15 protein-coding genes and 2 pseudogenes are annotated in these 25,609 nt (G+C 68.7%); 8 read left to right on the forward strand and 9 right to left on the reverse strand.

The window, feature by feature from the left end; all coding sequences use genetic code 11:
- Positions 1–56: 56 nt before the first annotated feature.
- Positions 57–1,379 (reverse strand): hemolysin family protein, encoded by a 1,323-nt coding sequence (locus AC3WRN_RS07530; RefSeq protein ID WP_492622519.1) that lies wholly within the window; start codon positions 1,377–1,379, stop codon positions 57–59.
- 132 nt (positions 1,380–1,511) lie between these two features.
- Here AC3WRN_RS07530 and AC3WRN_RS07535 point away from each other — a divergent pair, with 132 nt between their 5' ends.
- Together AC3WRN_RS07535 and AC3WRN_RS07540 are read left to right on the forward strand one after the other, a co-directional pair.
- A complete protein-coding gene (locus AC3WRN_RS07535; RefSeq protein ID WP_068094916.1) occupies positions 1,512–2,141 on the forward strand; it encodes a DUF47 domain-containing protein in 630 nt (209 codons plus the stop codon).
- Positions 2,142–2,228: 87 nt separating this feature from the next.
- The gene (locus AC3WRN_RS07540) at positions 2,229–3,341 is read left to right on the forward strand and encodes an inorganic phosphate transporter (RefSeq protein WP_492622520.1); all 1,113 of its coding nucleotides are present in this window, start codon (positions 2,229–2,231) and stop codon (positions 3,339–3,341) included.
- 89 nt (positions 3,342–3,430) lie between these two features.
- On the opposite strand, the gene AC3WRN_RS07545 is transcribed toward AC3WRN_RS07540, so the two are convergent.
- The gene (locus tag AC3WRN_RS07545) at positions 3,431–3,835 is read right to left on the reverse strand and encodes a hypothetical protein (RefSeq protein ID WP_068094900.1); all 405 of its coding nucleotides are present in this window, start codon (positions 3,833–3,835) and stop codon (positions 3,431–3,433) included.
- Positions 3,836–3,903: 68 nt separating this feature from the next.
- Here AC3WRN_RS07545 and AC3WRN_RS07550 point away from each other — a divergent pair, with 68 nt between their 5' ends.
- The 6 genes and pseudogenes from AC3WRN_RS07550 to AC3WRN_RS07575 form a co-directional block, all read left to right on the forward strand.
- Positions 3,904–4,245, forward strand: coding sequence for an MGMT family protein (locus AC3WRN_RS07550; RefSeq protein ID WP_007511540.1), 342 nt, complete (start codon positions 3,904–3,906; stop codon positions 4,243–4,245).
- 74 nt (positions 4,246–4,319) lie between these two features.
- Positions 4,320–6,146: a DNA helicase RecQ gene (recQ, locus tag AC3WRN_RS07555; RefSeq protein ID WP_492622610.1), complete on the forward strand. Its 1,827-nt coding sequence runs from the start codon at positions 4,320–4,322 to the stop codon at positions 6,144–6,146.
- A gap of 329 nt (positions 6,147–6,475) precedes the next feature.
- Positions 6,476–7,900, forward strand: a complete 1,425-nt coding sequence (locus AC3WRN_RS07560) for a sugar porter family MFS transporter (protein WP_068094906.1) — start codon at positions 6,476–6,478, stop codon at positions 7,898–7,900.
- A 168-nt stretch (positions 7,901–8,068) separates the two neighbouring features.
- Positions 8,069–9,091, forward strand: coding sequence for a LacI family DNA-binding transcriptional regulator (locus AC3WRN_RS07565; RefSeq protein ID WP_068094908.1), 1,023 nt, complete (start codon positions 8,069–8,071; stop codon positions 9,089–9,091).
- Between the two features lie 85 nt (positions 9,092–9,176).
- On the forward strand, positions 9,177–12,068 hold the full coding sequence (locus AC3WRN_RS07570) for a sensor domain-containing protein (protein WP_492622521.1): 2,892 nt from the start codon (positions 9,177–9,179) through the stop codon (positions 12,066–12,068).
- A gap of 46 nt (positions 12,069–12,114) precedes the next feature.
- Positions 12,115–12,705: pseudogene (locus AC3WRN_RS07575) on the forward strand (integrase core domain-containing protein); the annotation flags it as partial.
- Between the two features lie 82 nt (positions 12,706–12,787).
- Here AC3WRN_RS07575 and AC3WRN_RS07580 read toward each other — a convergent pair.
- The 7 genes and pseudogenes from AC3WRN_RS07580 to AC3WRN_RS07610 form a co-directional block, all read right to left on the reverse strand.
- Positions 12,788–13,117, reverse strand: coding sequence for a hypothetical protein (locus tag AC3WRN_RS07580; protein ID WP_492622522.1), 330 nt, complete (start codon positions 13,115–13,117; stop codon positions 12,788–12,790).
- Between the two features lie 443 nt (positions 13,118–13,560).
- Positions 13,561–15,234 carry an alpha-amylase family glycosyl hydrolase gene (locus AC3WRN_RS07585; protein ID WP_492622611.1) on the reverse strand — a complete coding sequence of 558 codons (1,674 nt, stop codon included), beginning with the start codon at positions 15,232–15,234 and terminating at the stop codon, positions 13,561–13,563.
- A 140-nt stretch (positions 15,235–15,374) separates the two neighbouring features.
- A pseudogene (locus AC3WRN_RS07590) lies at positions 15,375–16,826 on the reverse strand (MFS transporter); the annotation flags it as partial.
- Entirely contained in the window at positions 16,823–19,021 is a 2,199-nt protein-coding gene (locus AC3WRN_RS07595) for an alpha-L-rhamnosidase-related protein (RefSeq protein ID WP_492622523.1), read from the reverse strand. The pseudogene AC3WRN_RS07590 and the gene AC3WRN_RS07595, both read right to left, overlap by 4 nt.
- A gap of 301 nt (positions 19,022–19,322) precedes the next feature.
- A complete protein-coding gene (locus AC3WRN_RS07600) occupies positions 19,323–20,885 on the reverse strand; it encodes a GH39 family glycosyl hydrolase (protein ID WP_492622524.1) in 1,563 nt (520 codons plus the stop codon).
- 203 nt (positions 20,886–21,088) lie between these two features.
- Positions 21,089–23,113 (reverse strand): glycoside hydrolase family 13 protein, encoded by a 2,025-nt coding sequence (locus tag AC3WRN_RS07605; RefSeq protein WP_492622525.1) that lies wholly within the window; start codon positions 23,111–23,113, stop codon positions 21,089–21,091.
- Positions 23,114–23,208: 95 nt separating this feature from the next.
- A complete protein-coding gene (locus AC3WRN_RS07610) occupies positions 23,209–25,458 on the reverse strand; it encodes a glycoside hydrolase family 31 protein (protein WP_492622612.1) in 2,250 nt (749 codons plus the stop codon).
- Positions 25,459–25,609: the final 151 nt, after the last annotated feature.

The raw sequence follows: 25,609 nt of genomic DNA on the forward strand, positions 1-25,609 counted from the left end.
GTGCGCGATGCTCTGATGTCGAACGAAGCCAAGAGCATCGCGCACAGGGTGCGCTCCTACTGCTCGTCGTCGGACGGTTCCAGCGACGGCGCCGGGGTGACCAGCAGCTTGTCGATGCGGGCGCCGTCGAGGTCGACCACTTCGAAGCGGATGCCGTGCCAGGCGAACATCTCGCCGGTCTGCGGCACGTGGCCGAGGGCGGTCATCACCATGCCGGCGGCGGTGCGGTAGCCGTGTTCCTCCTCGCCCGGCAGCTCGCCGATCTGCAGCAGTTCGCGCAGGTCGTCGGTGGACAGGCTGCCGTCGATCAGCCAGCTGCCGTCGGCGCGCTGCATGATCGGGCTGTCCTCGCTGCTGCCGGCGTGGCCGATCTGGCTGGCGCCGACCACCGCCGCCAGCAGGTCGTTGACGGTGACCAGGCCCTCGATGTCGCCGTATTCGTCCACCACCAGCGCCAGCGGCGTCTCGGCGTCGCGGAACTCCTCCAGCAGGTCCAGCGCGCGGGCGGTGGCGGGCACGAACAGCGGCTTGGCCAGGTGCCCGAACAGTTCAGGCGTGCCCTCTGAGAAGCTGTGCAGCAGCAGCTTGACCTCGACCACGCCGACCACCTCGCTCTCGTCGCCGCGGTACACCGGGTAGCGCGAGTACGGGGTTTTCCGCATCACTTCGATGTTCTCCTCGCGGCTGGCGGCGATGTCCAGCCAGGCGATGCGCATGCGCGGGGTCATCACGCTGTCCACCGTGCGGTCGCCCAGGCGCAGCACGCGGTTGACCATGTTGTGTTCGTCGGCGTCGAGCACGCCCTGTTCGGCGCTCTCGGCCACCAGCAGGCGGATCTCCTCCTCGGTGACCCTGCCGCCGCCCTGCGGGGTGATCCGCAGCAGGCGCAGCAACTGGTTGCTCGACGCGTTCAGCAGCCACACGAACGGCGCGGTCAGCCGCGACAGCAGCAGCATCGGGATCGCCACGTACGACGACACCTTTTCCGGCGCCGCCAGCGCGAGCCGCTTGGGCACCAGTTCGCCGACCACGATCTGGATGAACGAGATCAGCGCAAAGCCGAACACGATGCCGATGACCCGCGCGTACGGCAGCAGCCATCCCAGGTACGCACCCTGCAGGGCGGCGGCGATGTGGCCGCCCAGCGCGTCGCCAGCCACCGCGCCGGTGATCAGCATCACCAGGGTGATGCCGACCTGCACGGTGGACAGGAAGTGTTCCGGTGCCTCGGCGTGGCGCAAGGCCGCGGCGGACTTGCGGCTGTTCCGGGCCATCTGCTTGAGGCGGCTCTTGCGCGAGGCCACCAGCGCCATCTCCGACAGGGCGAAGAAGCCGTTGCACAGGGCCAGCACGAGGACGAGCGCGATTTCGGTCAGCATCGCGGCGATGACGGGGGAGGCTGCATGGTCACAGTGTAAGGGGTGCGCGGGGCGCAGTTCATCCAGGCATTGATGCAGGGCAGCATGACAGTCCTGTAACATGACTGTCATGTACTCCCAGGCATGACCCGCATGTTTTCACTGCAGACGATTTTCGGCAAAGGCGACAAGTTCTACGGGTTGCTCGAACAAAGCGCCGCCACCGTGTGCGAAAGCGCCGGCGCCCTGCACGAACTGCTGACCCGGCCCGACCGCGGCGCGGTGATGGCGGCATTCACCGCTACCCGGGCGCGGGAGAAGGCGCTGGCCGCGCAGATCAGCGAGGGTCTGGTGAACACCTTCGTCACCGCGCTCGACCGCGAGGACATCGAGGCGCTGAATTCGGCGCTGTACAAGATCCCCAAGAGCATCGAGAAATTCGCCGAGCGCTACGAGATCGTGGCCGAGCGCCTGGACGGGGTGGATTTCGTCCAGCGCACGCTGGTGCTGCGGCGCTCCAGCGAAGTGGTCGCCGAAATGATCGGCGAGCTGCGCCGCGGCCTGCGCATCGACCCGGTGAAGAAGCTGCAGGACCGCCTGCAGGCGCTGGAGTCGGAGGGCGACCGCATGCTGCTGGCGCCGTACCGCACGCTGTACGTCGAGGGTAACGACGCGATGCGCGCGATGCTGGCGAAGGACCTGTTCGAGCTGATCGAGAAGGCCATCGACAAGTGCCGCGACGTGGGCAACATCGTCTATTCGATCGTGCTGAAGCACTCCTGAGGCCGCGCCCGTGAGCTTGCGTCCATCGCCCCGTACGGCCGCGCGGCCGGTGTCGCATGCCATCCCCCGTCCGGTCGGGGGAGGCGCATGAGCGTCGTCATCGCGGTGGTGGTGATCGCGCTGGTCTTCACCTACATCAACGGCTTCCACGACACCGCCAACTCGATCGCCACGGTGGTGGCGACCAAGGTGCTCACCCCCGGCCAGGCGGTGTTGCTGGCGGCGGGCACCAACCTGGTCGGCGCGTTCCTGGGTACCGCGGTGGCGGCCACCATCGCCTCCGGGCTGATCAATGCCGGGGTGGTCGAGATGGGTTCGCAGCTGCTGATCTGCGCGCTGCTGGCGGCGATCGTGTGGAACCTGATCACCTGGTGGCTGGGCCTGCCGTCCAGCTCCAGCCATGCCCTGGTCGGCGCGCTGGTGGGCGCGGCCATGGCCGCCTCCGGCAACCGGTTCGACGCGGTGGTCTGGGCCGAGGGCAGCTGGCTGAAGGGCCACGGCGTGATCCCCAAGGTGATGATACCGATGGTGCTGTCGCCGCTGGCCGGCTTCGTCATCGGCTTCCTGCTGATGGGCGCGCTGTACGCGCTGCTGGCGTGGTTCGCCAACCGGCGGGGCTGGTCGCGGCGGTTCGGGCGCACTCCGTTCGTCAACGCGTTCTTCGGCAAGGCGCAGATCGTCTCGGCCAGCGCGATGGGCGTGGCGCACGGCATGAACGACGCGCAGAAGAGCATGGGCATCATCGCGCTGGCGCTGGCCGGCGCCACCGCCGCGCACCAGTTCGATCACCTGCCGGCGTGGCTGGGTTTCCTGCGCGTCGACGGCAACCCGGCCGGCGGCTTCGAGATCCCGGTGTGGGTGAAGGTGGTTTCCGCGCTGACCATGGCCGCCGGTACCGCCGGCGGCGGCTGGCGCATCATCAAGACGCTCGGCCACAAGATGGTCAAGCTGCACCCGATCAACGGTTTCGCCGCCGAGACCAGTTCCGCGCTGGTGATCCTCAGCGCCTCGGCGTTCGGCATCCCGGTGTCGACCACCCACAACGTGTCCGCCTCGATCATGGGCGTGGGTGCGGCCAAGCGCTTCGACTCGATTCGCTGGTCGGTGGTCGAGCGCATGGTGTGGGCGTGGATCCTCACCCTGCCGGTCACCGCGCTGCTGGCCTACGGGCTGGTGGTGGTGTTCCGGCTGGTGTCCTGACTGGACTATCCATCCGTGTGTAGGAGCGCACCCTGTGCGCGATGGCTCTTCGTTACGTAACGGAAAGCATTCGCGCACAGGGTGCGCTCCTACAGCGAATCGTCGCCGACGGCGATGAGCCGTTCCAGCTGGTCGCCGAGCGTGCCCAGTTCGCGTACCACGCGCTGCAGCTCGGCGGCATCGAGGAACTCGTAGGGACGGTTCTCGCACAGGTGCAGGTAGGGCGAACCGTCCAGGTCGGCGACCGCCAGGAAGCCGGTGCGCTGCTGCCAGTTGAAGCGCAGGCAGCGGCCGGGATCGACGCCGGCCAGCGGCCCGATCGGAGTGGAGATGCGCAGGTAGCGCCGCCCCGACTCGTCTTCCAGCTCGGCCAGATAGATGCCCTGGCTGCGATCCTTCGCCAATTGCAAGTCGAAACTGATCAGGTACGGATCGTTCTGGCGCAGTTCGTGCTGGCTGCCGATATGGGAACGCACGGCTTCGAAGTGGCGCATGCGGCGGCTTCCGCTGGCTGGGGTCGGCAGCTACTCTGCCACGACCCACCGCCAGCGTCGCGTGAACCATGAATGAGGCCGCCGCCCGCATCTACGCCGCCATCGCCGCGATACCGCGCGGCCGGGTCGCCAGCTACGGCGCCATCGCCGCCCGTGCCGGGTTGCCCGGGCGGGCGCGGCTGGTCGGCCGGCTGCTGGGCGAGGTGCCCGACGGCATGGAATTGCCGTGGTACCGCGTGCTGCGTTCCAGCGGGCACATCGCGATGCCGCCGGGCAGCCGCGGTTTCCGCGAACAATCGCGGCGGCTGCGCGCCGAAGGCGTCGAGGTGAAGAACGGCCGCGTACCGCTGTCGCGGTTCGGCCTGGATGGCGATCTCGACCACGCGCTGTGGGGCATGCCGGACGCCTGAGCGGCGGTGTTGCCGACGGGTCGCCGCTGCCTTTGCCGGCGGCCGGGCCGGGTCGGTTTGTTACCATGTTCCCGATGAATGCCGCCCTCGACCTGCTCCAAAGCGTTTTCGGCTACCCCAGTTTCCGCGGCCAGCAGCAGGCCGTCGTCGAGCATCTCGCCGAGGGCGGCGATGCGCTGGTGCTGATGCCCACCGGCGGCGGCAAGTCGTTGTGCTACCAGATCCCCGCACTCATGCGGCAGGGCACCGGCATCGTGGTGTCGCCGCTGATCGCGCTGATGCAGGACCAGGTCGACGCGCTGCGCGAAGCGGGCGTGGCTGCCGCGTTTCTCAACTCCAGCCTCGGTGCCGACGAACAGCGCGAAGTGGAGCGGCAACTGCTGGCCGGCGAGCTGAACCTGCTGTACGTGGCACCGGAGCGGCTGCTCACGCCGCGCTTCCTCGGCCAGCTCGAGCGCACCGAGGTGGCGCTGTTCGCGATCGACGAGGCGCATTGCGTATCGCAGTGGGGCCACGATTTCCGCCCCGAGTACCGCGAGCTGGCGATCCTGCACCAGCGGTTTCCCGCGGTGCCGCGCATCGCGCTCACCGCCACCGCCGACCCGCGCACCCGCGAGGAGATCGTCGAGCGGCTCTCGCTGCAGGACGCGCGGCAGTTCGTTTCCAGCTTCGACCGGCCGAACATCGGCTACCGGGTCAGCCTGCGCCACAACGCGAAGCGCCAGCTCGGCGAATTCCTGCAGGGCCACGCGGGCGAGTCCGGCATCGTGTACTGCCTCAGCCGGCGCAAGGTGGACGACACCGCCGCATGGCTGGCCGAGATGGGTGTCGAGGCGCTGCCGTACCACGCCGGGCTGGACGCGGCGACCCGCATGAAGAACCAGCAGCGCTTCCTGCGCGAGGACGGCGTGGTGATGGTCGCCACCGTCGCGTTCGGCATGGGCATCGACAAGCCCGACGTGCGCTTCGTGGCGCACCTGGACCTGCCGCGCAGCATCGAGGGCTATTACCAGGAAACCGGCCGCGCCGGCCGCGATGGCCTGCCGGCCGAGGCGTGGATGATCTACGGCCTGTCCGACGTGGTCACCATGAGCCAGATGATCGCGCAGTCCGAATCGGCCGACGAGCGCAAGCGCGTGGAACGGCAGAAGCTGGAATCGTTGCTGGCCTACGCCGAGGCCACCGGGTGCCGGCGTGAATTGCTGCTGGGCGCGTTCGGCGAGACCTATCCCGGCCCCTGCGGCCATTGCGACAACTGCATCGCGCCGCCGCCGACCTGGGACGCCACGGTGCCGGCGCAGAAGGCGTTGTCGGCGGTGTACCGCACCGGCCAGCGCTTCGGCTCCGGCCACGTGATCGACGTGCTGCGTGGCGAGGAGACCGAGCGCGTGCTCGCCCTCGACCATCACCGGCTCAGCACGTTCGGCATCGGTGCCGAGATGGACGAGAAACAGTGGCGCTCGGTATTCCGCCAGCTGCTCGCCGCCGGCCTGCTGGAGGCCGACGCCGAAGGCTACGGCACCCTGCGTCTCACCGCCGCCAGCCGCAGCGTGCTCAGCGGCGGCCACCAGGTGAAGCTGCGCGAGGACGCCCGCCCCGAACGCGCCAGCCGGCGCCGGCGGGACAGCAAGCTGGCCACCAATGACAAGAGCCGCGGCAGCAGCCTCGGCATCGAGAGCTGGGAGCAGGGTCTGTGGGACGCCCTGCGCGCGCTGCGCACGCAGCTGGCGAAGCAGCAGGGCGTGCCGCCCTATGTGGTGTTCCACGACGCCACCTTGCTGGCCATGCTGCGTGCCATGCCGGCCAACGAGGACGAGCTGTCCGGCGTCAGCGGCGTGGGCGAGGCCAAGCTCAGGCGCTATGGCCGCGACTTCCTGGCGGTGATCAACGCGCCGGCCTAGGCTGCTCCCGTGTAGGAGCGCACCCTGTCCACAAGGGACTTCCTTCGGTCGTGCGCGATGCTCTGATGTCGATGTGAGCCAAGAGCATCGCGCACAGGGTGCGCTCCTACCGTTCGCCCGTGAGCCACTGCATACGGTATTGAACTCTTCGACAATGCGTCACGGTCAAGGGCGGCGGGCAGTGCCGGCCCTCCGAAGCCGTGCATCGGGAAAGGGCGGCGGGCCGTGCCCGTCCCGCCTGGCCCGCTGCATACGTATTCAGCCGGACACGGCAAGGGGCGCGGTGCAGACTCGGGCGCATCTTGATGCCATGACGTTGGGGAGACGCGATGAGCACGATGGACATGACGGGCGACGGCTTGGGCCAGCGCGCCACCGCGCGGGTGGTGCTGATCTCGGCGGCAGCGGCGTTGGGCGGGTTCCTGTTCGGTTTCGACACGGCGGTGATCAACGGCGCGGTCGACGCGGTCCGCGGCGGCTTTGCGCTGGACGCGGCGCAGATCGGCTTCGCGGTGTCCTGCGCGCTGCTCGGCTCGGCGCTGGGCGCCTGGTATGCCGGCATGCTGGCGAACCGCTTCGGCCGCGTGCGCACCATGCAGGTGGCGGCGGCGCTGCTGGTGGCCAGCGCGCTGGGCTCGGGCCTGGTCACCGCGGTATGGGACCTGATCCTGTGGCGGCTGGTCGGCGGCATCGGCGTGGGCGTGGCCTCGGTGATCGCGCCCACCTACATCGCCGAGGTGTCGCCTGCGCACATCCGCGGCCGGCTCGGCTCGATGCAGCAGCTGGCGATCGTGCTGGGCATCTTCGCCGCCCTGCTCAGCGACGCGTGGCTGGCCGGCGTGGCCGGCGGCGCGGCGCAGCCGCTGTGGCTGGGCCTGGCGGCGTGGCGCTGGATGTTCCTGGTGGCGACGCTGCCGGCGCTGGTCTACGGCACCCTGGTGCTGGGCGTGCCGGAATCGCCGCGCCACCTGGTCGCCAAGGGCCGCCTCGACGAAGCCCGCGTGGTGCTGCGCAACGTGCTGAACATGCACAATGAGACCGCGCTGGACAACAAGCTGCGCGACATCGAGGACAGCCTGCGCTCGGAGCACAAGCCGCGCCTGAGCGACCTGCGCGGCAAGGCCGCCGGGCTGCTGCCGGTGGTGTGGGTCGGCATCCTGCTGTCGGTGTTCCAGCAGTTCGTGGGCATCAACGTGATCTTCTACTACTCGTCCACCCTGTGGCATTCGGTGGGCTTCAGCGAGGCCGATTCGTTCACCATCACCGTGGTCACCTCGATCGTGAACGTGCTGGTGACCCTGGTGGCGATCGCGCTGGTCGACAAGATCGGCCGCAAGCCCCTGCTGGTGGTCGGTTCGGCCGGCATGGCGATCACCCTGGGGCTGATGGCGTGGTGCTTCTCGCAGGCCACCGGCAGCGGCGCCACGCTGAGCCTGCCCGGCGCCACCGGCATCGTGGCGCTGGTCGCGGCGAACGCCTACGTGGTGTTCTTCGGGGTGAGCTGGGGCCCGGTGGTGTGGGTGCTGCTGGGCGAGATGTTCCCCAACCGGATCCGCGCCACCGCGCTGGCGGTGGCCGCGGCGGCGCAGTGGCTGGCCAACTTCGCGATCACCAGCACGTTCCCTGCGCTGGCCGAGTTGGGCCTGACCTTCGCCTACGGGCTGTACGCCGGCTTCGCGCTAGTGTCGCTGCTGTTCGTGCTGTACGCGGTGCGCGAGACCAAGGGCATCGAGCTGGAGGACATGCGCGCATGAAGGCCCGGGAGCGGGAAACGTCCTGCCAGGCCGATCCGCCGCATGCGCCGGACTGCGCCTGCCGCGAGGCGCGGCGGGCGGTATACGACAGGCGGCGGGCAAACCGGCTAGGATTCGGGGGCACCGGCGTCGTGCCGGGTGGCAGGTGGACTCCGGGTCAGGCTGCGGATGAAGGGAAAAGCCACATCGATCGACATTGCCCACCTGGCCGGGGTATCCCAGGCCACGGTGTCGCGCGCGCTGCGCGGCAGCCCGCTGGTCAATGAGGAAACCCGGCGGCGCATCCAGGCGGCCGCCGAGCAGCTCAACTACAAGGTCGACAAGAACGCCTCCAACCTGCGCCGGATGCACACCGGCACGCTGGCGCTGCTGTTCTTCGAGGATCCCACCGCCGACGAGTCGCACATCAACCCGTTCTTCCTGTCGATGCTGGGCTCGATCACCCGGGCCTGCGCGCTGCAGGGCTACGACCTGCTGATCTCGTTCCAGCAGTTCTCGCGCGACTGGCATGCCGATTTCGCCGACAGCAAGAAGGCCGACGGCCTGATCCTGCTCGGCTACGGCGACTACCTGGCCTACACCGACAAGCTGGAGAAGCTGGTCGCGCAGGGCACCCGCTTCGTGCGCTGGGGCGCGGTGCTGCCGGACCAGCCCGGCGTGTCGATCGGCTGCGACAATTTCCGCGGCGGCCAGGCGGCGGCCGGGCACCTGCTGGAGCGCGGCTGCCGCCGCATCGCCTTCCTCGGCGACGCCTCCAGCCACTACCCCGAATTCTTCGGACGCTACCGCGGCTACGTCGACGCGCTGCAGCAGGCCGGGGTGGAAGTCGACCCGGCGCTGCAGGAAAACGCCGAAAGCACCGAGCGCTCCGGCTACGAGGCGATGCGCAGCCTGATCCTGCGCGAGGCCGGCTTCGACGCGGTGTTCGCCGCCAGCGACCTGATCGCGATCGGCGCCATGCGCGCGCTCGGCGACCACGGGCTGCGCGTGCCGCAGGACGTGGCGCTGGCCGGCTTCGACGATATCCCCATGGCCAGCTTCGCCAACCCCCCGCTGACCACCGTGCTGCAGGACACCAAGCAGGCCGGCGAAGTGCTGGTCGACAGCCTGCTCAGCTTGATCCGCGGCAAGCCGGTCGACAGCCAGGTGCTGCCGGTGAAGCTGATGGTGCGCCGTTCCAGCCTGCGCTGAGGCGATGTCATTGCGGCTTTCACACGCCGTCGCTTAACCTGTATCCGCTGTCCGGATTTCTCCGCATGACAGGGTTCAACGCGCCATGGAACACACTCCGTCGGAGCTGGAATTTCACCAGGTGTTCGAGCGCATCACCGATGCCTACGTGGCATTGGACAAGGACTGGCGCTACACCTACCTCAACGCGAAGGCCTGCGAATTCTTCGGGCGCCGCGCGGAGGATCTGCTCGGCCGCGACATCTGGACCGAGTTTCCCGAAGGCGTCGGCGAGGCGTTCCACCGCGCCTGCGAACAGGCGATGGCCGAGCAGCGGCCGCTGCAGATCGAGGCGTACTACCCGCCGTACGGACGCTGGTTCGAGAACCGCATCTTTCCGTCGGTCGACGGGCTGACCATCTATTTCCTCGACATCACCGAGCGCAAGCGGGCCGAACAGGAACTGCAGCAGCACCAGCGCATGCTGACCCAGGCCCAGCAGGTGGCGCGCATCGGCAGCTGGGAGTGGGACATCGCGGCCAACCGGGTGACCTGGTCGGCGGAGCTGTATCGCATCTACGGGGTGGTTCCGGAGCGGCACGCGGCCACGTTCGAGGCCTACATGGCGCTGGTGCACCCGCAGGACAGCCAGCGCGTGCGGCAGATGATCGAGCAGGCGGCCGGGGATCACCGGCCGTTCGAGTTCGAGGAGCGCATCGTGCGCCCGGATGGCGCGGTGCGCACCCTGTTCAGCCGCGGCACCGTGGACGTCGACGAGGCCGGCTGCGCGGTCCGCATGGTGGGCGCCTGCCAGGACATCACCGAGCGCAAGCGTGCCGAGCAGCTCGAGGCCGGCCAGCACGAGATCCTCGCCGGCATCGCGGCACAGCGCCCGCTGGCGCAGAACCTCGAGCAGATCGCGCGCCTGCACGAGCAGATGAATCCCGGTGCGCTGTGCTCGCTGCTGCTGCTCGACGAGAGCGGCCGGCATGTGCTGCATGGTGCCGCGCCGAGCCTGCCCGAGGCGTACAGCCGCGCGTTGCACGGGCTGGAGATCGGCGACGCGCACGGCTCCTGCGGCACCGCCGCGTGGTGCGGCGAGCGCGTGGTGGTAGCCGACATCGCCACCCATCCGTACTGGGAAAACTACCGGTCGCTGGCCTTGGCGCACGGCCTGCGCGCCTGCTGGTCCACGCCCGTGCTCGGCAGCGACGGCCAGGTGCTGGGCACCTTCGCAGTGTACTTCCGCGAGCCGCGCGAGCCGCGCGAGGAGGAGTTGCACAGCATCGACCGCATGCTGCCGATCACCGGCATCGCGATCGAGAGCGAGCGGCTGACCCGTCGCCTGCGCGAGCGCAACCGCTTCTTCGAGATGTCGCTGGAAATCTTCTGCATCCTCGACCCGCGCACCCAGCGGCTGGTGCAGTTCAACCCGTCGCTGCCGCGCGTCACCGGTTACGGCGCCGACGAACTGAAGTCGCGCAGCTACCGCGAGTTTCTGCGCACGGAGGATGGCGGCACCGGCACCGATCCGATGCTGCAGCGGGATGCCGCGGGGCGGCCGGTATACGACTTCGTCAACCGCTGCGTCTGCCGCAACGGCAGCGAGCGGCTGCTGGAGTGGGCCTCGTTCGCCGCGCCCGACGGGCTGCTCTATGCGGTGGCGCGCGACATCACCGAGCGGCGCCGGATCGAGGCGGAGCTGGCTTACGCGTCCAGCCACGACCCGGTCACCGGGTTGCCGCACTATCTGCTGCTCGAACGGGCGGTGGAGGGGATGCTGCGTGATCCGGGCGGGTCGACCTCGCTGCTGGCGGTCGGGCTGGACCGTTTCCAGCTGGTCAACGCCTCGGTCAGCCATGCCGCCGGCGACGACGTGCTGCAGCGGCTGGCCGCGCGCCTGCAGGCCGTGTCGGGCGGCCAGGGCCAGGTCGCCCGCGTCGCCGGCGACGAGTTCGTGGTGGCCGCCGCCGGACTGTCGTCCGCCGGCGCGCTGGAACTGGCCGAACGGCTGCGCCAGGCCGTGGCCGAACCGCTGGAAGGGCCTGGCTACCGCCTGCGGCTCACCGCCAGCGTGGGCATCAGCCATTCTCCCGCGCACGGCGGCGATCCGAAGAGCCTGCTGCGCCGCGCCGAGGCGGCGATGTACCAGGCCAAGCAGGAAGGGCGCGACTGCGTCGTCGAATTCTCCACCGCCGAGATGCAGAACCTGGAGGACCGGCTGCAGCTCGGCAACCACCTGCGCGACGCCCTCCGGCTCGGCGAGCTGGAGCTCTACTACCAGCCGCAATACCGCGCCGCCGATCGCCGCATGACCGGCTTCGAGGCCCTGCTGCGCTGGAACAGCCGTCAGCTCGGCCAGGTGCTGCCGGGCCGCTTCATCCCGGTCGCCGAGGCGCTGGGCCTGATGCCCGAGATCGGCGAATGGGTGATCGACACCGCCTGCCGGCAACTGCGTGAATGGCTGGATCGCGGCTATCGCGACTTCACCCTCGCGGTGAACGTGGCGGCGCAGCAGCTGCAGCGTCCGGGCCTGGTCGGTCACGTCGCCGGCGCATTGCGGCGTCATGCGGTGCCGCCGGCGATGCTGGACATCGAGATCACCGAGAGCACGTTCATGGAGAACGTGTGGCGGGTGCGGCTGCGGCTGGCCGAGCTGAAGGCGCTGGGCATCCGGCTGTCGCTGGACGACTTCGGCACCGGCTATTCCAGCCTGGCCTACCTGAAGCAGTTCCCGATCGACAAGCTGAAGATCGACCAGAGCTTCGTGCGCGGCCTGCCGCTGGATGCCGCCGACGCGGCGATCGTGCGCACCATCATTGCCGTGGCGCATGAACTGCACATGCACGTCGCCGCCGAAGGCGTGGCGAGCGGGGAGCAGGCGGATTACCTTGCCGGCGCCGGCTGCGACGAATTGCAGGGCAACCACCTCGGCCCGGCAGTGCCCATGGTGCATGCCGAGGAACGCTTCAGCCCGGTGTCCGCAGAATCGGGGTAGAACCCATACGCGCCCGGTCGAGGACAAGGGTGCGCCGGTCGTGCGCAAGACCTTCAAGGACTATGCGCCTGGCTTCATCCACGTCGACATCAAGTACCTTCCTCAGATGGCTGACGAAGCCGCCAGGCGCTATCTGTTTGTAGCCATCGACCGCGCCACGCGCTGGGTCTACCTGCGCATCTACGCCGATCAGAACGAGGCCAGTAGCAGCGACTTCCTGCGCCGTTTGCACGCCGTCGCGCCGATGAAGATCGAGAAGCTGCTGACCGACAACGGCAGCCAGTTCACCGACCGCTTCACCAGCAAGACGAAAGAGCCGACCGGCAAGCACGCGTTCGATCGCGAGTGCACGCTGCTGGGCATAGAGCATCGCTTGATCAAGCCACGCCATCCGCAGACCAACGGCATGGTCGAGCGTTTCAACGGCCGGGTCAGCGACATCCTGGCCACCACCCGCTTCCGCTCGCGTGAGGATTTGCAAACTACGATCGAGCGTTACGTGAAGCTCTACAACGAGCATCTTCCGCAGCGAGCCATCGGCCACAAGACGCCGCTACAGGCGATGCACTCGTGGCGTAAACTGCGGCCCGATCTGTTTGTCAGACGACCAAAGAATCAGACGGGACTAGACAGCTAAGCAGCTGTTCGAGTGCATCCATGTCTTCAGGTCTAGCGCTGGAGTTAAGCGGCGCGGTACACGTGTCCGCTTGGGCGATACGTTAGACGTCGCAGTCACCGTCAAACCAATGTGCTAGCTCATCCACTGTATGAGAGATTTCAAGTTGGTCGTCAGTGCTGAAGGTGCGTGCCTTGACGACCCAGCTACCCTCGCCATTTGGATCCGAAACCCCGGTAGTGTCCATGAACTCTTGGAGCTTGGTGACCCAGCGCTGGGCGCTGTCGCCAAGCGCACGAACGTCTAGCTGGTGAAACGCGAGCGATAGCTCATGGAACGCGCTCGCGATCGACTCAGCTTCTCCGCGAGAATGAGGCAACATGAGAGACGAGCGGGCAGATGAGAGCTTTTCTGCTTGATAGGAATAACGCATGAACTTTCCTTGTGACGTCTAACGCTTAATAGACCCCACTTCGGGGCATATGCACTCGATGTTCAGCTTTCGACCATCGGTCGTCAAGCGGGCAAATCCCGCGGGTGGACAAGGGCTTGCCGGATGGTTGTCGTGATGCGGAGGGGCGAGGAGGGCCTTTGCATATCTCACGGATCGAGGCGCTATGCCTTATCCCCCACCATCGTCGGTGATAACGGTCGCTGGTTCGGGTGTGTCTGCCGCTGGTTCGGGTGTGTCTGCGCCACGTCTTCCGGACGAGGTTTGATGATGTTTGCGGCCTGAAGACGGCAGCTTGCGCATCGGGACTATCTGCGGGGATGGATACGCCGGTTCATCCTGGCGGATGAACCGGCGTTCGCGTGGAATGGGTGCCCTGGAGGTGGAGGACTTTCCGGCGACGCCGGCCGTGCCTGGCGGCGCGGTCAGCGTTCCGGGTGCCCGCGTTCTTCCATCAGTCGGGTGAGTTCGGCGACCAGATCGGGGCGGGTGGCCGTGGCATCCAGCAGCCAGACCTGCACGTCATGCGCCGCGACGCTGGCGTGCAGGTTGCCGCCCTCGGCCACGTTGATCACTGATTCGCCGAGCGTCAGCTTCCAGCGGCCGGCCTGCAGGTAGTCGCTGACGTCGAACGGCGCGGCGGCGTCGCCTTTGTTGAGCAAGACCAGCGCGATCTGGTGCACGTTGCCTTTCTGGTAGACGCGATAGAACGCGGCCTGGTTGCCGGCGAAGCGCAGCGGCAGCATCAGGCCGCGTTGCAGGGCGGGGGTGCGTTCGCGCAGTTGGGCGATGCGCTTGAGCTGCCGGTAGATCGGGCTTTTCGGTGCCGCGTCGATGCGCTGCTGGCCGTAGTAGTTGCGGTTGCCCTGGTGTTCGGCCTTGCCGCGTTCGAAGCCGGTTTCGGAGCCGTAGTAGATGGCAGGGATGCCGCGGGCGGTGAACAGGAAGTTGTTGGCGTCGATGAAGCCGGCGTCGGTGGCGTTCAGGCGGGCCATGTCGTGGTTGTCGTAGAAGGTGACCAGCTCGTACGGGTTCTGGTACGGCCCGTTGGTGAGGTAGAGGCGGTCGAGCAGGTGCGCGTAGTCGCTGTCCGGGTGCTCGAACACGTCGCCGAGGCGGCCGCGCAGCGGGAAGTCGAGCACGCTGATGCCGCCGTTCTGCGGCCAGGTGTACTGGCCGATGTTGTCGGGGCTGTAGTCGAACGCCTCGCCGAACATGAAGAAGCCGGGGTGCTTCGCGCGGATGCGCGCGCTGAACTGCTTCCAGAACGCGGTGGACATATGGCTGATGGTGTCGATGCGGAAGGCATCGGCGCCCTCGCCGATCCACTGGTCGTAGGCGCCCACAAAGTAGTCGAGCACGGCCGGGCTCTGGTCGTCGTTGTTGGACAGTTGCACCAGGTCGTCGTAGGCGTGGTAGAAGCGGTGCAGCGGGTTGCGCACCGGGTCGAGCTTGTACGGCGGCAGGTTCTGCTGGTCGGCGACCAGCTTGCCGTCCTTGTCGAAGATCTGGCCGTACTGCGGCTGGCGCACCGGCATGCTGAAGGCGGGCGAGCCGTGGTTGACCACGATGTCCTGCACCACCTTCAGCCCGGCCTGGTGCATCGCCGCGGTGAACTGGCGGAAGTCGAGGCCCTTGCTGGGCAGGTGTTCGTCGAGCTTGTAGAAGTTGACGCCCCAGTAGCCGTGGTAGCCGGTCTTGCCGCGGTCGGTGAACTTCGAGCCCCACGTCACCGGATCCCCGCCAGTGAACGCCTCGTCGGGGTTGTCCACGATCGGGGTGATCCACACCGCGCCGAAGCCCATGCCGCGGATGTAGCCGGCGTTGTCCAGCACGCCCTTGAAGTCGCCGCCGAGGTAGCCGATGTTTGCGCTTTCGCCCTTGGGCGCGCCGGGCACCGGGATGTCGAAGGTGCGGTGCGCGCTGCCCTGGTCGCGGTGGTCGTTCGACGGATCGCCGTTGACGAAGCGGTCGGTCATCACGAAGTAGATCGCGTTCGAAGCCATCGGCGCGTTGGTGCCGACGAAGTCGGGCGGTGTGGCGGCGTGAGCCAGGCCCGCGACCAGGGCCAGTGCCAATGCGGCAGCCATGTTCTTCATCATCGTGTTTCCCTCGACCTGACGCGTCCGGATTTTGGTAGGAGCCCGCTCGCGGGCGATGCTTTTCCCGTTCCTTGTTTCCCGAAAAAGAGCATCGCCCGCGAGCGGGCTCCTACGGGGGTGGGAGTGGTGGCGGGTTCGGGCACGCGCAGCGTGCACAGGCCGGCGACGAGCAGGCTCACGCCGCCCAGGCCCAGCGCCCAGATCGGCTGGTTGTGGAAGAACAGCTTCAGCAGCACGCCCAGCACGCTGGCGGCGAGCAGTTGCGGGATCACGATGAAGAAATTGAAGATGCCCATGTAGATGCCCATCTTCGCCGCGGGCAGGTTGTCCGACAGCATCGCGTAGGGCAGCGAGAGGATCGACGCCCAGGCGAAGCCCACGCCCACCATCGACGCGATCAGCCAGCGCGGGTCGTGGATCAGCAGGAACGAGAGCAGGCCCAGCCCGCCCAGCCACAGGTTGACCAGGTGGCTCAGGCGCAGCCCGCAGGCGCGCACCAGCAGCGGAATGGCGATGGCCGCCAGCACGCCCACGCCGTTGTAGGTGCCCATCAGCACGCCGGCCCAGTTGGCGCCCTCGTTGTAGGCGGCCGAGGTGGTGTCGCTGGAGCCGTAGAAGGTTTGCGACACCGCCGCGGTGGTGTTGATCCACATGGCGAACATCGCGAACCAGGAGAAGAACTGCACCCAGTTGAGCCGGCGCATCGGCAGCGGCATGCCGTGCAGGTCGCCCATGATGTGGCGCAGCGCGCCGTCGCTGCGGCTGCGGCTGAGCCACACGAACAGCGCGCCGAAGCCGGCCAGCCCGCCGGCCAGCAGGTATAGCTCCTTCTCCAGCGCGAAACGCCGGATCAGGCCCAGCAGCACCAGCCCCAGCACCAGCATCAGCGTGCCGATCTTCCACGCGCCGGCCACGCTGCCGGGCGCTTCCTCGACGCGGTTGTCGGAGAACGACTCCAACTGCTCCGGCGGGTACTCGCGGGTGCCGAGGATGGTCCACAGCATCGCGCCCAGCAGCACCGCCGCGCCGGCGTAGAAGGCGTACTTCACCGAGTGCGGCACCTCGCCGGCCGGCGCCGTGTTGGCCACGCCGAGGTGGGTGAGCACGTAGGGCAGGAACGAGGCGACCACCGCGCCCACGCCGATGAAGACGCTCTGCATCGCGTAGCCCAGCGGCCGCTGCGACGGCGGCAGCTGGTCGCCGACGAAGGCGCGGAACGGCTCCATCGACACGTTGAACGAGGCATCCATGATCCACAGCAGTCCGGCCGCGATCCATAGCGTGGGCGAGTTGGGCATCGCCAGCAGCGCGAGCGTGGCCAGCACCGCGCCGGCGAAGAAGTACGGCCGGCGCCGGCCGAAGCGGTTCCAGGTGCGGTCGGAGAAGTAGCCGATGACCGGCTGCACGATCAATCCGGTGAACGGCGCGGCGATCCACAGCACCGGGATCTGGTCCACGTTCGCGCCCAGCGTCTGGAAGATGCGGCTGACGTTGGCGTTCTGCAGCGCGAAGCCGAACTGGATGCCGAGGAAGCCGAAGCACATGTGCCAGATCTGCCAGAACGACAGCTCGGGTTTGGCCTTGCTCATGGCGTGGTGCCCCTGGCGGTGCTGGCGCCCAGCGGCGCGATGACGAGGCCGCGCACGTCGGCGGCGTTGAGCGGGCCGTCGCTGCCGCCGACGCCGCCGGTGTAGTGGGCGAAGTGGCCGAGGTAGCTCATGTTGAAGCCGTCCTCCAGCGTAAAGCGGCAACGGGCGCCGGCCCGGGCGGCGAACTCGCCCCAGGTCGAGCGCTGCTGGCGCACGCCGTGCGGCATCACGATGGGCAGGCGCTGTTCGGCGCTGCCGTCGCAGGCGACGGCCAGCATCTTCACCGCGGCGGTGATGCCGGTATTGATCGGGCCGTGGTCGTTCACGTAGTCCAGCGACACCCGATAGCGGCCGTCGGCCGGCGCCGCCCACGTGTGCGGCCACGCGCCGGTGAGCGGGGCGTACTCGCCGCCGCAGGTTGCGGGGCTGTGCAGCGATTCGAGGCCGTCCGCCGACACGCGCGTGGCGCTGACGCAGGCGAGCGCGCCGTTCTTCGGCAGCGTGCCGCTGCCGTCGATCGCCTGCGCGCGCCGGCCGTTCACGTACAGCTGCACCTTGCCGTCCGCCCGCACCTTCCAGTGGTCGCCGTCGGCGGTGAGCGTGGGCGCGGGCGGCGCCTCGGCGGCGTACAGCGGCGCGTCGGTGCGCAGCGGGGCGTCCTTCACCGTGATCGCCTTCAGCGTCACGGTGGTCGCCGTGCCCCGGGTCGCCACGCGGTCGGTGACCAGCAGGTTGCCGCGGCGCTGCTCCGGCAGCTCCAGCGTGATGGAGCGGTCGGGCAGGGTGAGCGAGATGGCGGTGCGGTCGCCGAACAGCATCGGCACCAGCGACGTCGGCAGCTTCGGCTGCACGGTGCCGTCCTCGTTCAGGCCGAACACGCCCTCGGTGACCACGGCGAGGTACGCGGCGACCGACCACAGCTGGCGCGGCGAATTCACCACCGGCCCGCTGAGCTTGCCCTCGTCCACGTGCTGGCCCTGGGTGAGCAGCTCGTAGTTCTCCATGTTGGAGCCGTACAGCGCGGCGCCGCGCATCACCGACGCGATCTCGTGGGCGATGCGCGCGGGCTGCTCCACCTCGCGCGCGGCGCGCAGCGCGTAGGCGCTGACGAACGGCCAGATGGCGCGGTTGTGGTAGATCGGCTGGTCCCTGCGCTCGGGCCACATCACCGGGCTGCCGGCGGGCCAGGTCGGGTAGTTCGCCAGCGTTGCGGAGGCGCGCGCGCCGTCCGCCACGCCGCTGGTGACCGCCAGCGCGATGCCGAGCAGGTCGTAGGTGTCGTTGGGCGTGCCGTCGCCGCCGAGGAAGCTCATGTACATGCCGCGGTCGGCGCGCCAGAAGTGTGCGTTGATGGCGGCCTTGAGCGCCTTTGCCTGCGCTGCATAGTTGCCGGCGGCCCCGGCGTCACCGTGCTGGCGGGCCATCGTCGCGGCCATCGCCAGCGCCTGGTAGTGCAGCACGTTGGTGGACAGGGCGAACGACTGGCCGATGAAGGTGACCTCGTCGAAGGTCCAGGCCGGATAGCTCTGCTCGCGCCAGTCCATGAAGGAGGTTTCGCCGCGGTACAGGCCGAATGCCGGATCGAAGGCGTACTGGTGGTCCTGCGCCAGCGTGTCGCCCAGCGCGGCGTACACGTCGGCGGCGAACGCCCGGTCGCCCAGCAGGTGCTGCGCGCCGAGGAACCACACTACGCGGTCGGTGCTGATCGGCCAGCTGCCGCCGGAGCCGGTGTCCTGCATCACGTACTTGCCCTGCGGCGCGGCGGGCACGCGCACGTCGGACAGCTTGAACGCCAGGCCGTTGCGCGCGCGCGCGGCGTCGAAGCGCCACAGGCCGAGGTCGATCGCGTACGAGAGGTCGCGCGTCCACACGTACGGCCACTTCAGGCCGGTCTCGAAGCAGTGGCAGGGAATCGGCTGGCCATGGTCGAAGGCGCCGTCGCGGATCGCGCTGACCGAATCCTGCGCGAGGTCGTCCTGCGCCATCGCGAACAGGCCGTCGAACAGCGCGCTGGCGGTTTCCGTGCGCAGCGGCTGCGCCGCGATCACGCGCTGGCCGTAGGGCCACGCCAGCGTGTAGCGCTGCTGCGCGTCGCGGCTGATGGCGACGTGCACGCCGTGCCAGTCCAGTCCGTCGCGCCAGGCCGGCGCCGCCGTGGCGGAGGCCAGGGCGGCCGTCAGCAGCACGCTCAGCACGAGCGCACCGCGCGTCGCACGGCGTGGATGGTGTGTTTCATCGGCCTGATCCTCCAGCTGTCGGGTGCCCCGGACAAGCCCGGGCGGGCAGGGCACATCCGGGCTCGTCACGCCATGGTGCTCCCCGCGCGCCGCCGCGGCGACCGCGATGGTGCAGGCCGACGGCGTGCCTCCCGCTGCATGGTAGGCAGCGTCGCGCTGCAGCAACCATACCCTTGCATACGTATTCATGCGCCGCGCGGAGGGGCGGCGAGTGCGGGAGCGCGGCGGCCGGGCCGCGCTCCCGGGCGTCCCGCGGACCTCAGCGCAGCTCGATCACCACCAGCCCTTGCGGCGGCACGTCGAGTTCGAGCCTGCCGTCGCGCAGGTCCATCGTCTCCGGCGCGGCCAGCGCGCCGGCCGCGCGCAACTGCGCGATCTGCGCGCGGCTGGGGGAATCGGGGCGGCCCATGCGGTCGAACGCGGCGACGGCGTTGCCGTGGGTTTCGTCCACGCGCCAGACGGTGGCGCGGGCGGCGGCGGGCAGGTGCCTGACGACGACATCGAAGCGCTTCGGCGCGCCGGCCGGCTTGCCCGGCGTGTAGCTGGCGGTGTCGCCGACGGGCGGCGCGTAGTTCCACAGTGCGATGACGACGGTGCCGTCGGCGCGGCGGGTGACCAGGGCGGAGTCCGTGTCCGCCGCGAGCCGCTGGTCGCCGAGCTTGTGCAGCACCGCGAACGCGTTGAACGCGGGCTTGGCGATGCGGTTGGCGGCGATCAGGCCGAAGCCGCCATAGAACGGGTTGCGCACGATGCCCTGTTCCTCGAACACGTCGGAGAACGACCAGTAGCTCATCGCCTCGACCTTGCCGGCGCACTCGCGGATGGTGTTGGCGAGCCACGGGCCCATGAACACGGTGTCGGTGACGTTGGGCAGGTTGGCGTAGCTGGCGTTGTACTCGCTGAAGATCAGCGGCAGGTGCGGGTACGGCGAGGCGGCGATCTCCTTGTGCACCTTGTCGACCGAGCGGCAGACCATGTCCGCGCGCGGGATCTTCTCGCTGGTGTGGAACACGTTGTCGGCGGTGTCGTCGCCGTAGACGTGCGTGCTGACGAAGTCGACCGGCACGTTGTTCTTGTGCGTGTGCGCGAGGAAGTCGGTGGCCCACGCGGCCTGCGCGGTGGACGGGCCGCCCACGCGGATGCGCGGGCTGACCGCCTTGAGCGCGCGCGCGGTGTGGTCGTACAGGGTGAAATAGGTGGCCTGGGCAGGCCTGCCGGCCCAGAAGCCGATGTTCGGCTCGTTCCATACCTCGAAGTACCAGCTGGCCACCTCGTCGATGCCGTAGCGCTCGACCAGGTGCCTGGCCAGCGCGCCGATCATCGCGTCCCACTCGGCATAGTCCTTCGGCGGCGCGACGTTCGGGTGGTACCAGAACTCCTGCAGCGCGGCCGGATCGGAGGTGAGTTCCGGCGGCATGAAGCCGAGTTCCACAAACGGCTTGAAGCCGTGTTCGAGCAGGCCGTCGTAGATCTGGTCGATATAGGAGAAGTTGTAGGAGATCTTCCCCTGAGCATCGCGCTGCACCAGGCCCACGTCGTGGTCGAGGATGCCGTGGAAGCGGATGTAGCCGACGCCGGTGGCCTGGTGCACGGCATCCAGGTTCTTGCGGTAGTCGTCGCGCAGGGCCAGCGAGGCGCGGCCGGAGCCCAGCATCTGTTCCCAGAAATGCGGGAAGGCCGTGCCCTTGGCATTGGTATCGACCTGCAGCCGGGTGGCGGCCGCCGCCGCCGCGGGCGGTGCGGCGCTGGCCGCGCCGGTGAGCAGCAGGGCGGCGGCGCAGACGCCCAGGGCCAGGTTTCGTAACTGTGCGGAAAGAGTCATGGCGGGGTCCTGTTCGGCGCGTGGAATGGCGCGGGGAGCGGGCCGGGCGAGGCCGGCGGTGGCCAGGATGTAAACGTTTACATCGAGGCGCAGTTTCCTACACGCCGCAGGCCGAGTCCAGCGGTTTGCCGATGGTGTCCACGGGTTCCAGCGCGGGCGGCGGCGGCAGGGCATGCTCGCCCCGCCGTCGCCGCGGAACCGGCCTATTGCGCCAGGATCGCCCCGTAGTGGCCGTTCACCGTCACGCTGACCTGGCCGTTCTGCACGGTGTACTTCGTGCCGGAGACCAGTTCGGTGAGCGTGCTGCCGTTGGTCACGCTCAGCTGCCACACCGGCACGCTGACGGTATGCGCCACGCTGTCGTTGTTCAGCGCCACGGCGATGCGGTTGGTCGCGTCGAAGCGGCCATAGGCAAACAGCTTGTTGGTGTCGTCGGTCAGCAGGGTCATGAACGAGCCGGTGCGCAGCGCCGGATAGCCGTTGCGGATGGCGACCAGCTTCTGGGTCAGCGCCACCGCGCTGTTGGTCGGCGTGCCGACGGTCCAGTCGAAGGTGCGCCGGTTGTCCGGGTCGGCGCCGCCCTGCATGCCGTACTCGTCGCCGTAGTAGATCGTGGGCGTGCCCACGTAGGTCATCTGGAAGAACAGCGCCAGGTAGGTCTTCCAGATGTCGCCGCCGGCGCGGTTGCCGAAGCGGGTGACGTCGTGGCTGCCCAGTCCGTTGCTCATGACCTGCTGCACGTTGGTCGGGTAGTTGGCCCGGGTGCCGTGCAGCCAGCTGTCGAACTGGCTGGAGGGGATCGAGGCGGCGTTGCCGTTGTAGTCCTTGCCGGTGATCCACTCCGACACCGGCTGCATGAAGCCGTCGTAGTTCATCGCGCCGTCCCACTGGTCGCCGCCGCCGGTCCACGGGCCGGCGTTGCCCCAGAACTCGCCGAGGATGTCGGCGTTGGGGTTGACCGATTTCACCGCGTTGCGCAGTTCGGCCATGATCTGGTGGTTGGTGGTGTCGCTGCCGTTGTTGCCGCCGGCGTCCAGGTACTGCGCCGCGTCGAGGCGCCAGCCGTCGATGTTGTAGGGCGGTTTCAGGTAGGTCTGCACCACCGAGGTGCCGCTGCCGTAGATCGCGTTGCGCACCGCCGAGCCGCTGGCGCCGTAGTCCAGCTTGGGCATGCTGGGGATGCCGAAGAAGGCGGAGTAGGCGTTGGGCCAGGTCTGGAAGGTGTAGTAGCCGTACCACGGGCTGCCGGTGGACTCGTAGGCGCCGGTGGTGGTCCACCAGTTGTACTTGTCGAACCACTGGTGGGTGTCGCCGGTGTGGTTGAACACGCCGTCGAGGACCAGGTAGCCCTTCGGCCCGTTGGCGGTGCCGTGGATGTCGGCGGCCAGCGTCTGCAGCAGCGTGTTGCTGCCGAACGCGGGATCGACCGTGGCGTAGTCCTCGGTGTCGTACTTGTGGTTGGTCGGGGAACGGAAGACCGGGTTGAGATAGATGATGTCGGCGCCGATCGTGTTCTTGATGTAGCCGAGCTTCTGGTCGATGCCGGCCAGGTCGCCGCCGAAGAACACCGCGCTGTTGCAGCCGCTCGCGTTGGAGAACACGCTGCTGCCCCAGGCATGCTGCTCGGTGGCGCAGCCGGCATAGGTGTACTGGCCGTTGGTCACGTCGTTGCTGCCGTCACCGTTGTAGAAGCGGTCGGGGAAGATCTGGTACATCACGCCGTTCTTCATCCAGGCCGGCGTCTTGAAGCCGGGGATGATGTAGAAGTCGCCCGAGGACGGCTCGGCGGAGGAGATGCCCGCCGCGTTGTACCAGGCGGTGGCGGTGCCGTCGTTGATCTGCAGCCGGTAGTACTTCTCCGACGCGCTGGCCGGCACCGTGCCCTGCCAGAGGTCGAAGGTGCCGGTGGCGTCGTTGGCGGTCCAGTGCATGGCCACCCAGTGGTACGCGCCGTCGGCGCTGTCGTAGTACTTGATGTTGGCGCTGGTGATGTCGCTCTTGAAGGTGCGCAGGGTGAGCGTGACGGCCTGGGTCGCGGTCGGCTCGGGGTTGCTGTCGTACAGGGGGCCCTGGTCGTGGAACAGGCCGTTCCATTCCACGTTGTTGTCGTTGCTGGCGGCCCGCGCCTGCTCGTGGATGGCCGGCAGTGCATAGAGCCCCAATGCGACGGCGAGTGCGCACGCCAGGGTGGGTCGCGAACCGTGTTTCGTGTTGCCTTGATTGCCCATCGAACATTCCTCCGCGGTTGGGTGGATCCGGCATGCCGCGCTGGCATACCGGGGTTCTTGCGCCTTCAGGAAACTCTGGAACGGGCCGGTCGGGCCTAGCGGGTGAGCGTGATCTGCGCCGCGCGCGCCGCGGCCACGCGCACCCAGGTGACGTCGCCGTAGCGGTCGTGGCCGCGGGCCCAGCCTTCGCCGCCGCTGCGCTGCAAGGCGTCGAGGCTGTCGAACGCCGGCAGCTTGCCGCTGGCGCCGGTGGCCGCGCTGCCGTGGATCTTCAGCAGGTAGAAGCGCAGCGCCGGCTTGAAGCTGCCGGTCGCGGCGCCGAGTTCCAGCTGCACGGTGTCGCCATGGCGCTGCGCCGACAGCGGTTGCAGGAAGTACGCGCCGTGCTCGTAGCCGTAGGTGGCGCCGTCGTCGTCGTAATAGTCGAACGTGCTGCGCTGCGCGGCGGGGAACACGTCGACGTCGAGCTGGGTCAGCGGCCGCTCGCCGACGTAGTCCATCGGCGGCTGCATGGGGATGATCGCGCCGTCGCGGATGAACAGCGGGATGTCGCCCCAGCCCTTGCCGTCGATCGCCAGGCGCACGGTGCGGCCGCCCTCCCAGGCCTTGCCGCTGAACCAGTCGATCCAGCGCCCCGCGGGCAGGTAGACGTCCTTTGCGGTCTGGCCCTGCACGACCACTGGCGACACCAGCAGCCAGTCGCCGAACAGCCAGCTGTCGACGTCGTTGCGCACGTTCGGGTCGTGCGGCCAGTCGAACAGCAGCGGGCGCACCAGGCCCACGCCGGTGGTGCGGCGCGTGTGTTCGTAGCTGTAAATGTACGGGATCAGCGCCTGGCGCAGGCGGATCGCGTCGGTGGCGGCCTTCTCGGCGACCGGGCCGTACACCCACGGCTGGCGCTTCTGGCCCAGCTCGCCGTGCACGCGGAAGATCGGCGTGAACGCGCCGAACTCGACCCAGCGCGCGTAGTTCTCCGGCGTCGGCGTGCCGTTCTTGAAGCCGCCGCCGTCCATGCCCCACTGCATCGCGCCCACGTTGACCGCGCTGAGCATGCGCGCGCGCTGGCCGGCCATGCTGGCGAAGCCGGTGGGGATGTCGCCGGACCACAGGCCGTAGGCGTAGCGCTGCGAGCCCAGCCAGAAGTTGCGGTTGATCGACCACACGCGCAGGTTGGAGATGGCGCGCTGGCCGTCGTACAGCGTGCGTTGCATGTTGAGGAACTGCGTGTCGCTGGGCGTGTTGTCGGCCTCGTCGTTCCACCAGCCGACGATGCCGGTGGCGAACGAGTGCTTCAGCGCGTCGTTGAAGAACCACGCGCGCGCCGCCGGCTTGTCGAAGTCGATGTCCTTCGCCGGCTTGTGCGAGAAGTAGTCCGGCGCGGCCTTCTCGTCGGGGCGCCACAGGTCGTGGGCGGTGGCCTGGCGGCCCTCCACGGTGTCGAGGTGCACGCGCGGCTTCATGATGCCGGTGAGATGGACGCCGCGTGCGTCGAGCATCGCCTTGAGCTTGCCGTCGGGTCCGTCCGGGAACTTGGTGGCGTTCCAGCGGAACTCGCCGTAGTCGTCCTCGCCCCAGGCCTTCCAATCGAAGTCGAGGGTGAAGTTGTCCAGCGGGATGTGCTTCGCGCGGTAGGTGTCGACGATCTGCAGCAGTTCCTTCTCGTCGATGCCCCACTGGCTGTTGGTGAAGCCCATCGCCCACTTCGGGAACAGCGGCGTGCGGCCGCTGAGTTCGGCCAGCGCGCCGAAGATCCGGGCGGGTGTGCCGAGCAGGATATAGACGTCCATATCCTGGCGCGGGCCGCTGGCGTCGATCGCGCCGGGTCGCAGGGTGAACGTGGCGCCGTCGCTGTCCAGCAGCACGCCGTAGCCGGCGGTACTCCACACGAACGGCGCGCCGGCATGGCCCTGCTCGCCGGCGGTGGCCACCTGCCGGCCGCTGCGCAGCAGGCCGGCGGAGGCATCTTGCGTCGCGTTGTAGCCGCCGATGCCGTACAGCGCATCGCTCGCGGCGTGTCGTGCCTGCAGCTTGCCGTGGCGCAGGGCGTCGGCATCGATGCCGAGCAGCGTGCGCTGCCGCGCGTCGTCGATCCGCAGCAGGTGGCGCTGGCGATCCCAGTGGACCGAGGCGGCGGCGGAGGCGAGGCTCGCGCCATCGGCGGCCTGCGTGCCCTGCGCTTCGGCGAAGGGCGGCGGCGTGCGCGCGGGGTCGAGTACCAGCGCGGACTCGCCGGACTGGCCATGGCGCATGGAGCGGATGCGCACGATGCCCGGTGCGACGAAGCGGACCTCCCAGCGGTCGGCGCCGAAGTCGATCGTGATGGCGTGGTCGGCCGGTTGTGCCATGCGGGGTGCCTGTGCAGTTTGCGCGGGGGCGGTCGCGGCGATGCCGCCGGCCGGGGCGAAGGCGAGGCCGAGCCATAGCCAGGCGGCCAGGCTCGGGCCGGGTTTTGCGGTGCGGGCGGACGGAATGGTCACGGCGGGCTCCTTGTGGGTC

Source organism: Rhodanobacter sp. FW101-FHT13A11 (assembly GCF_058790335.1).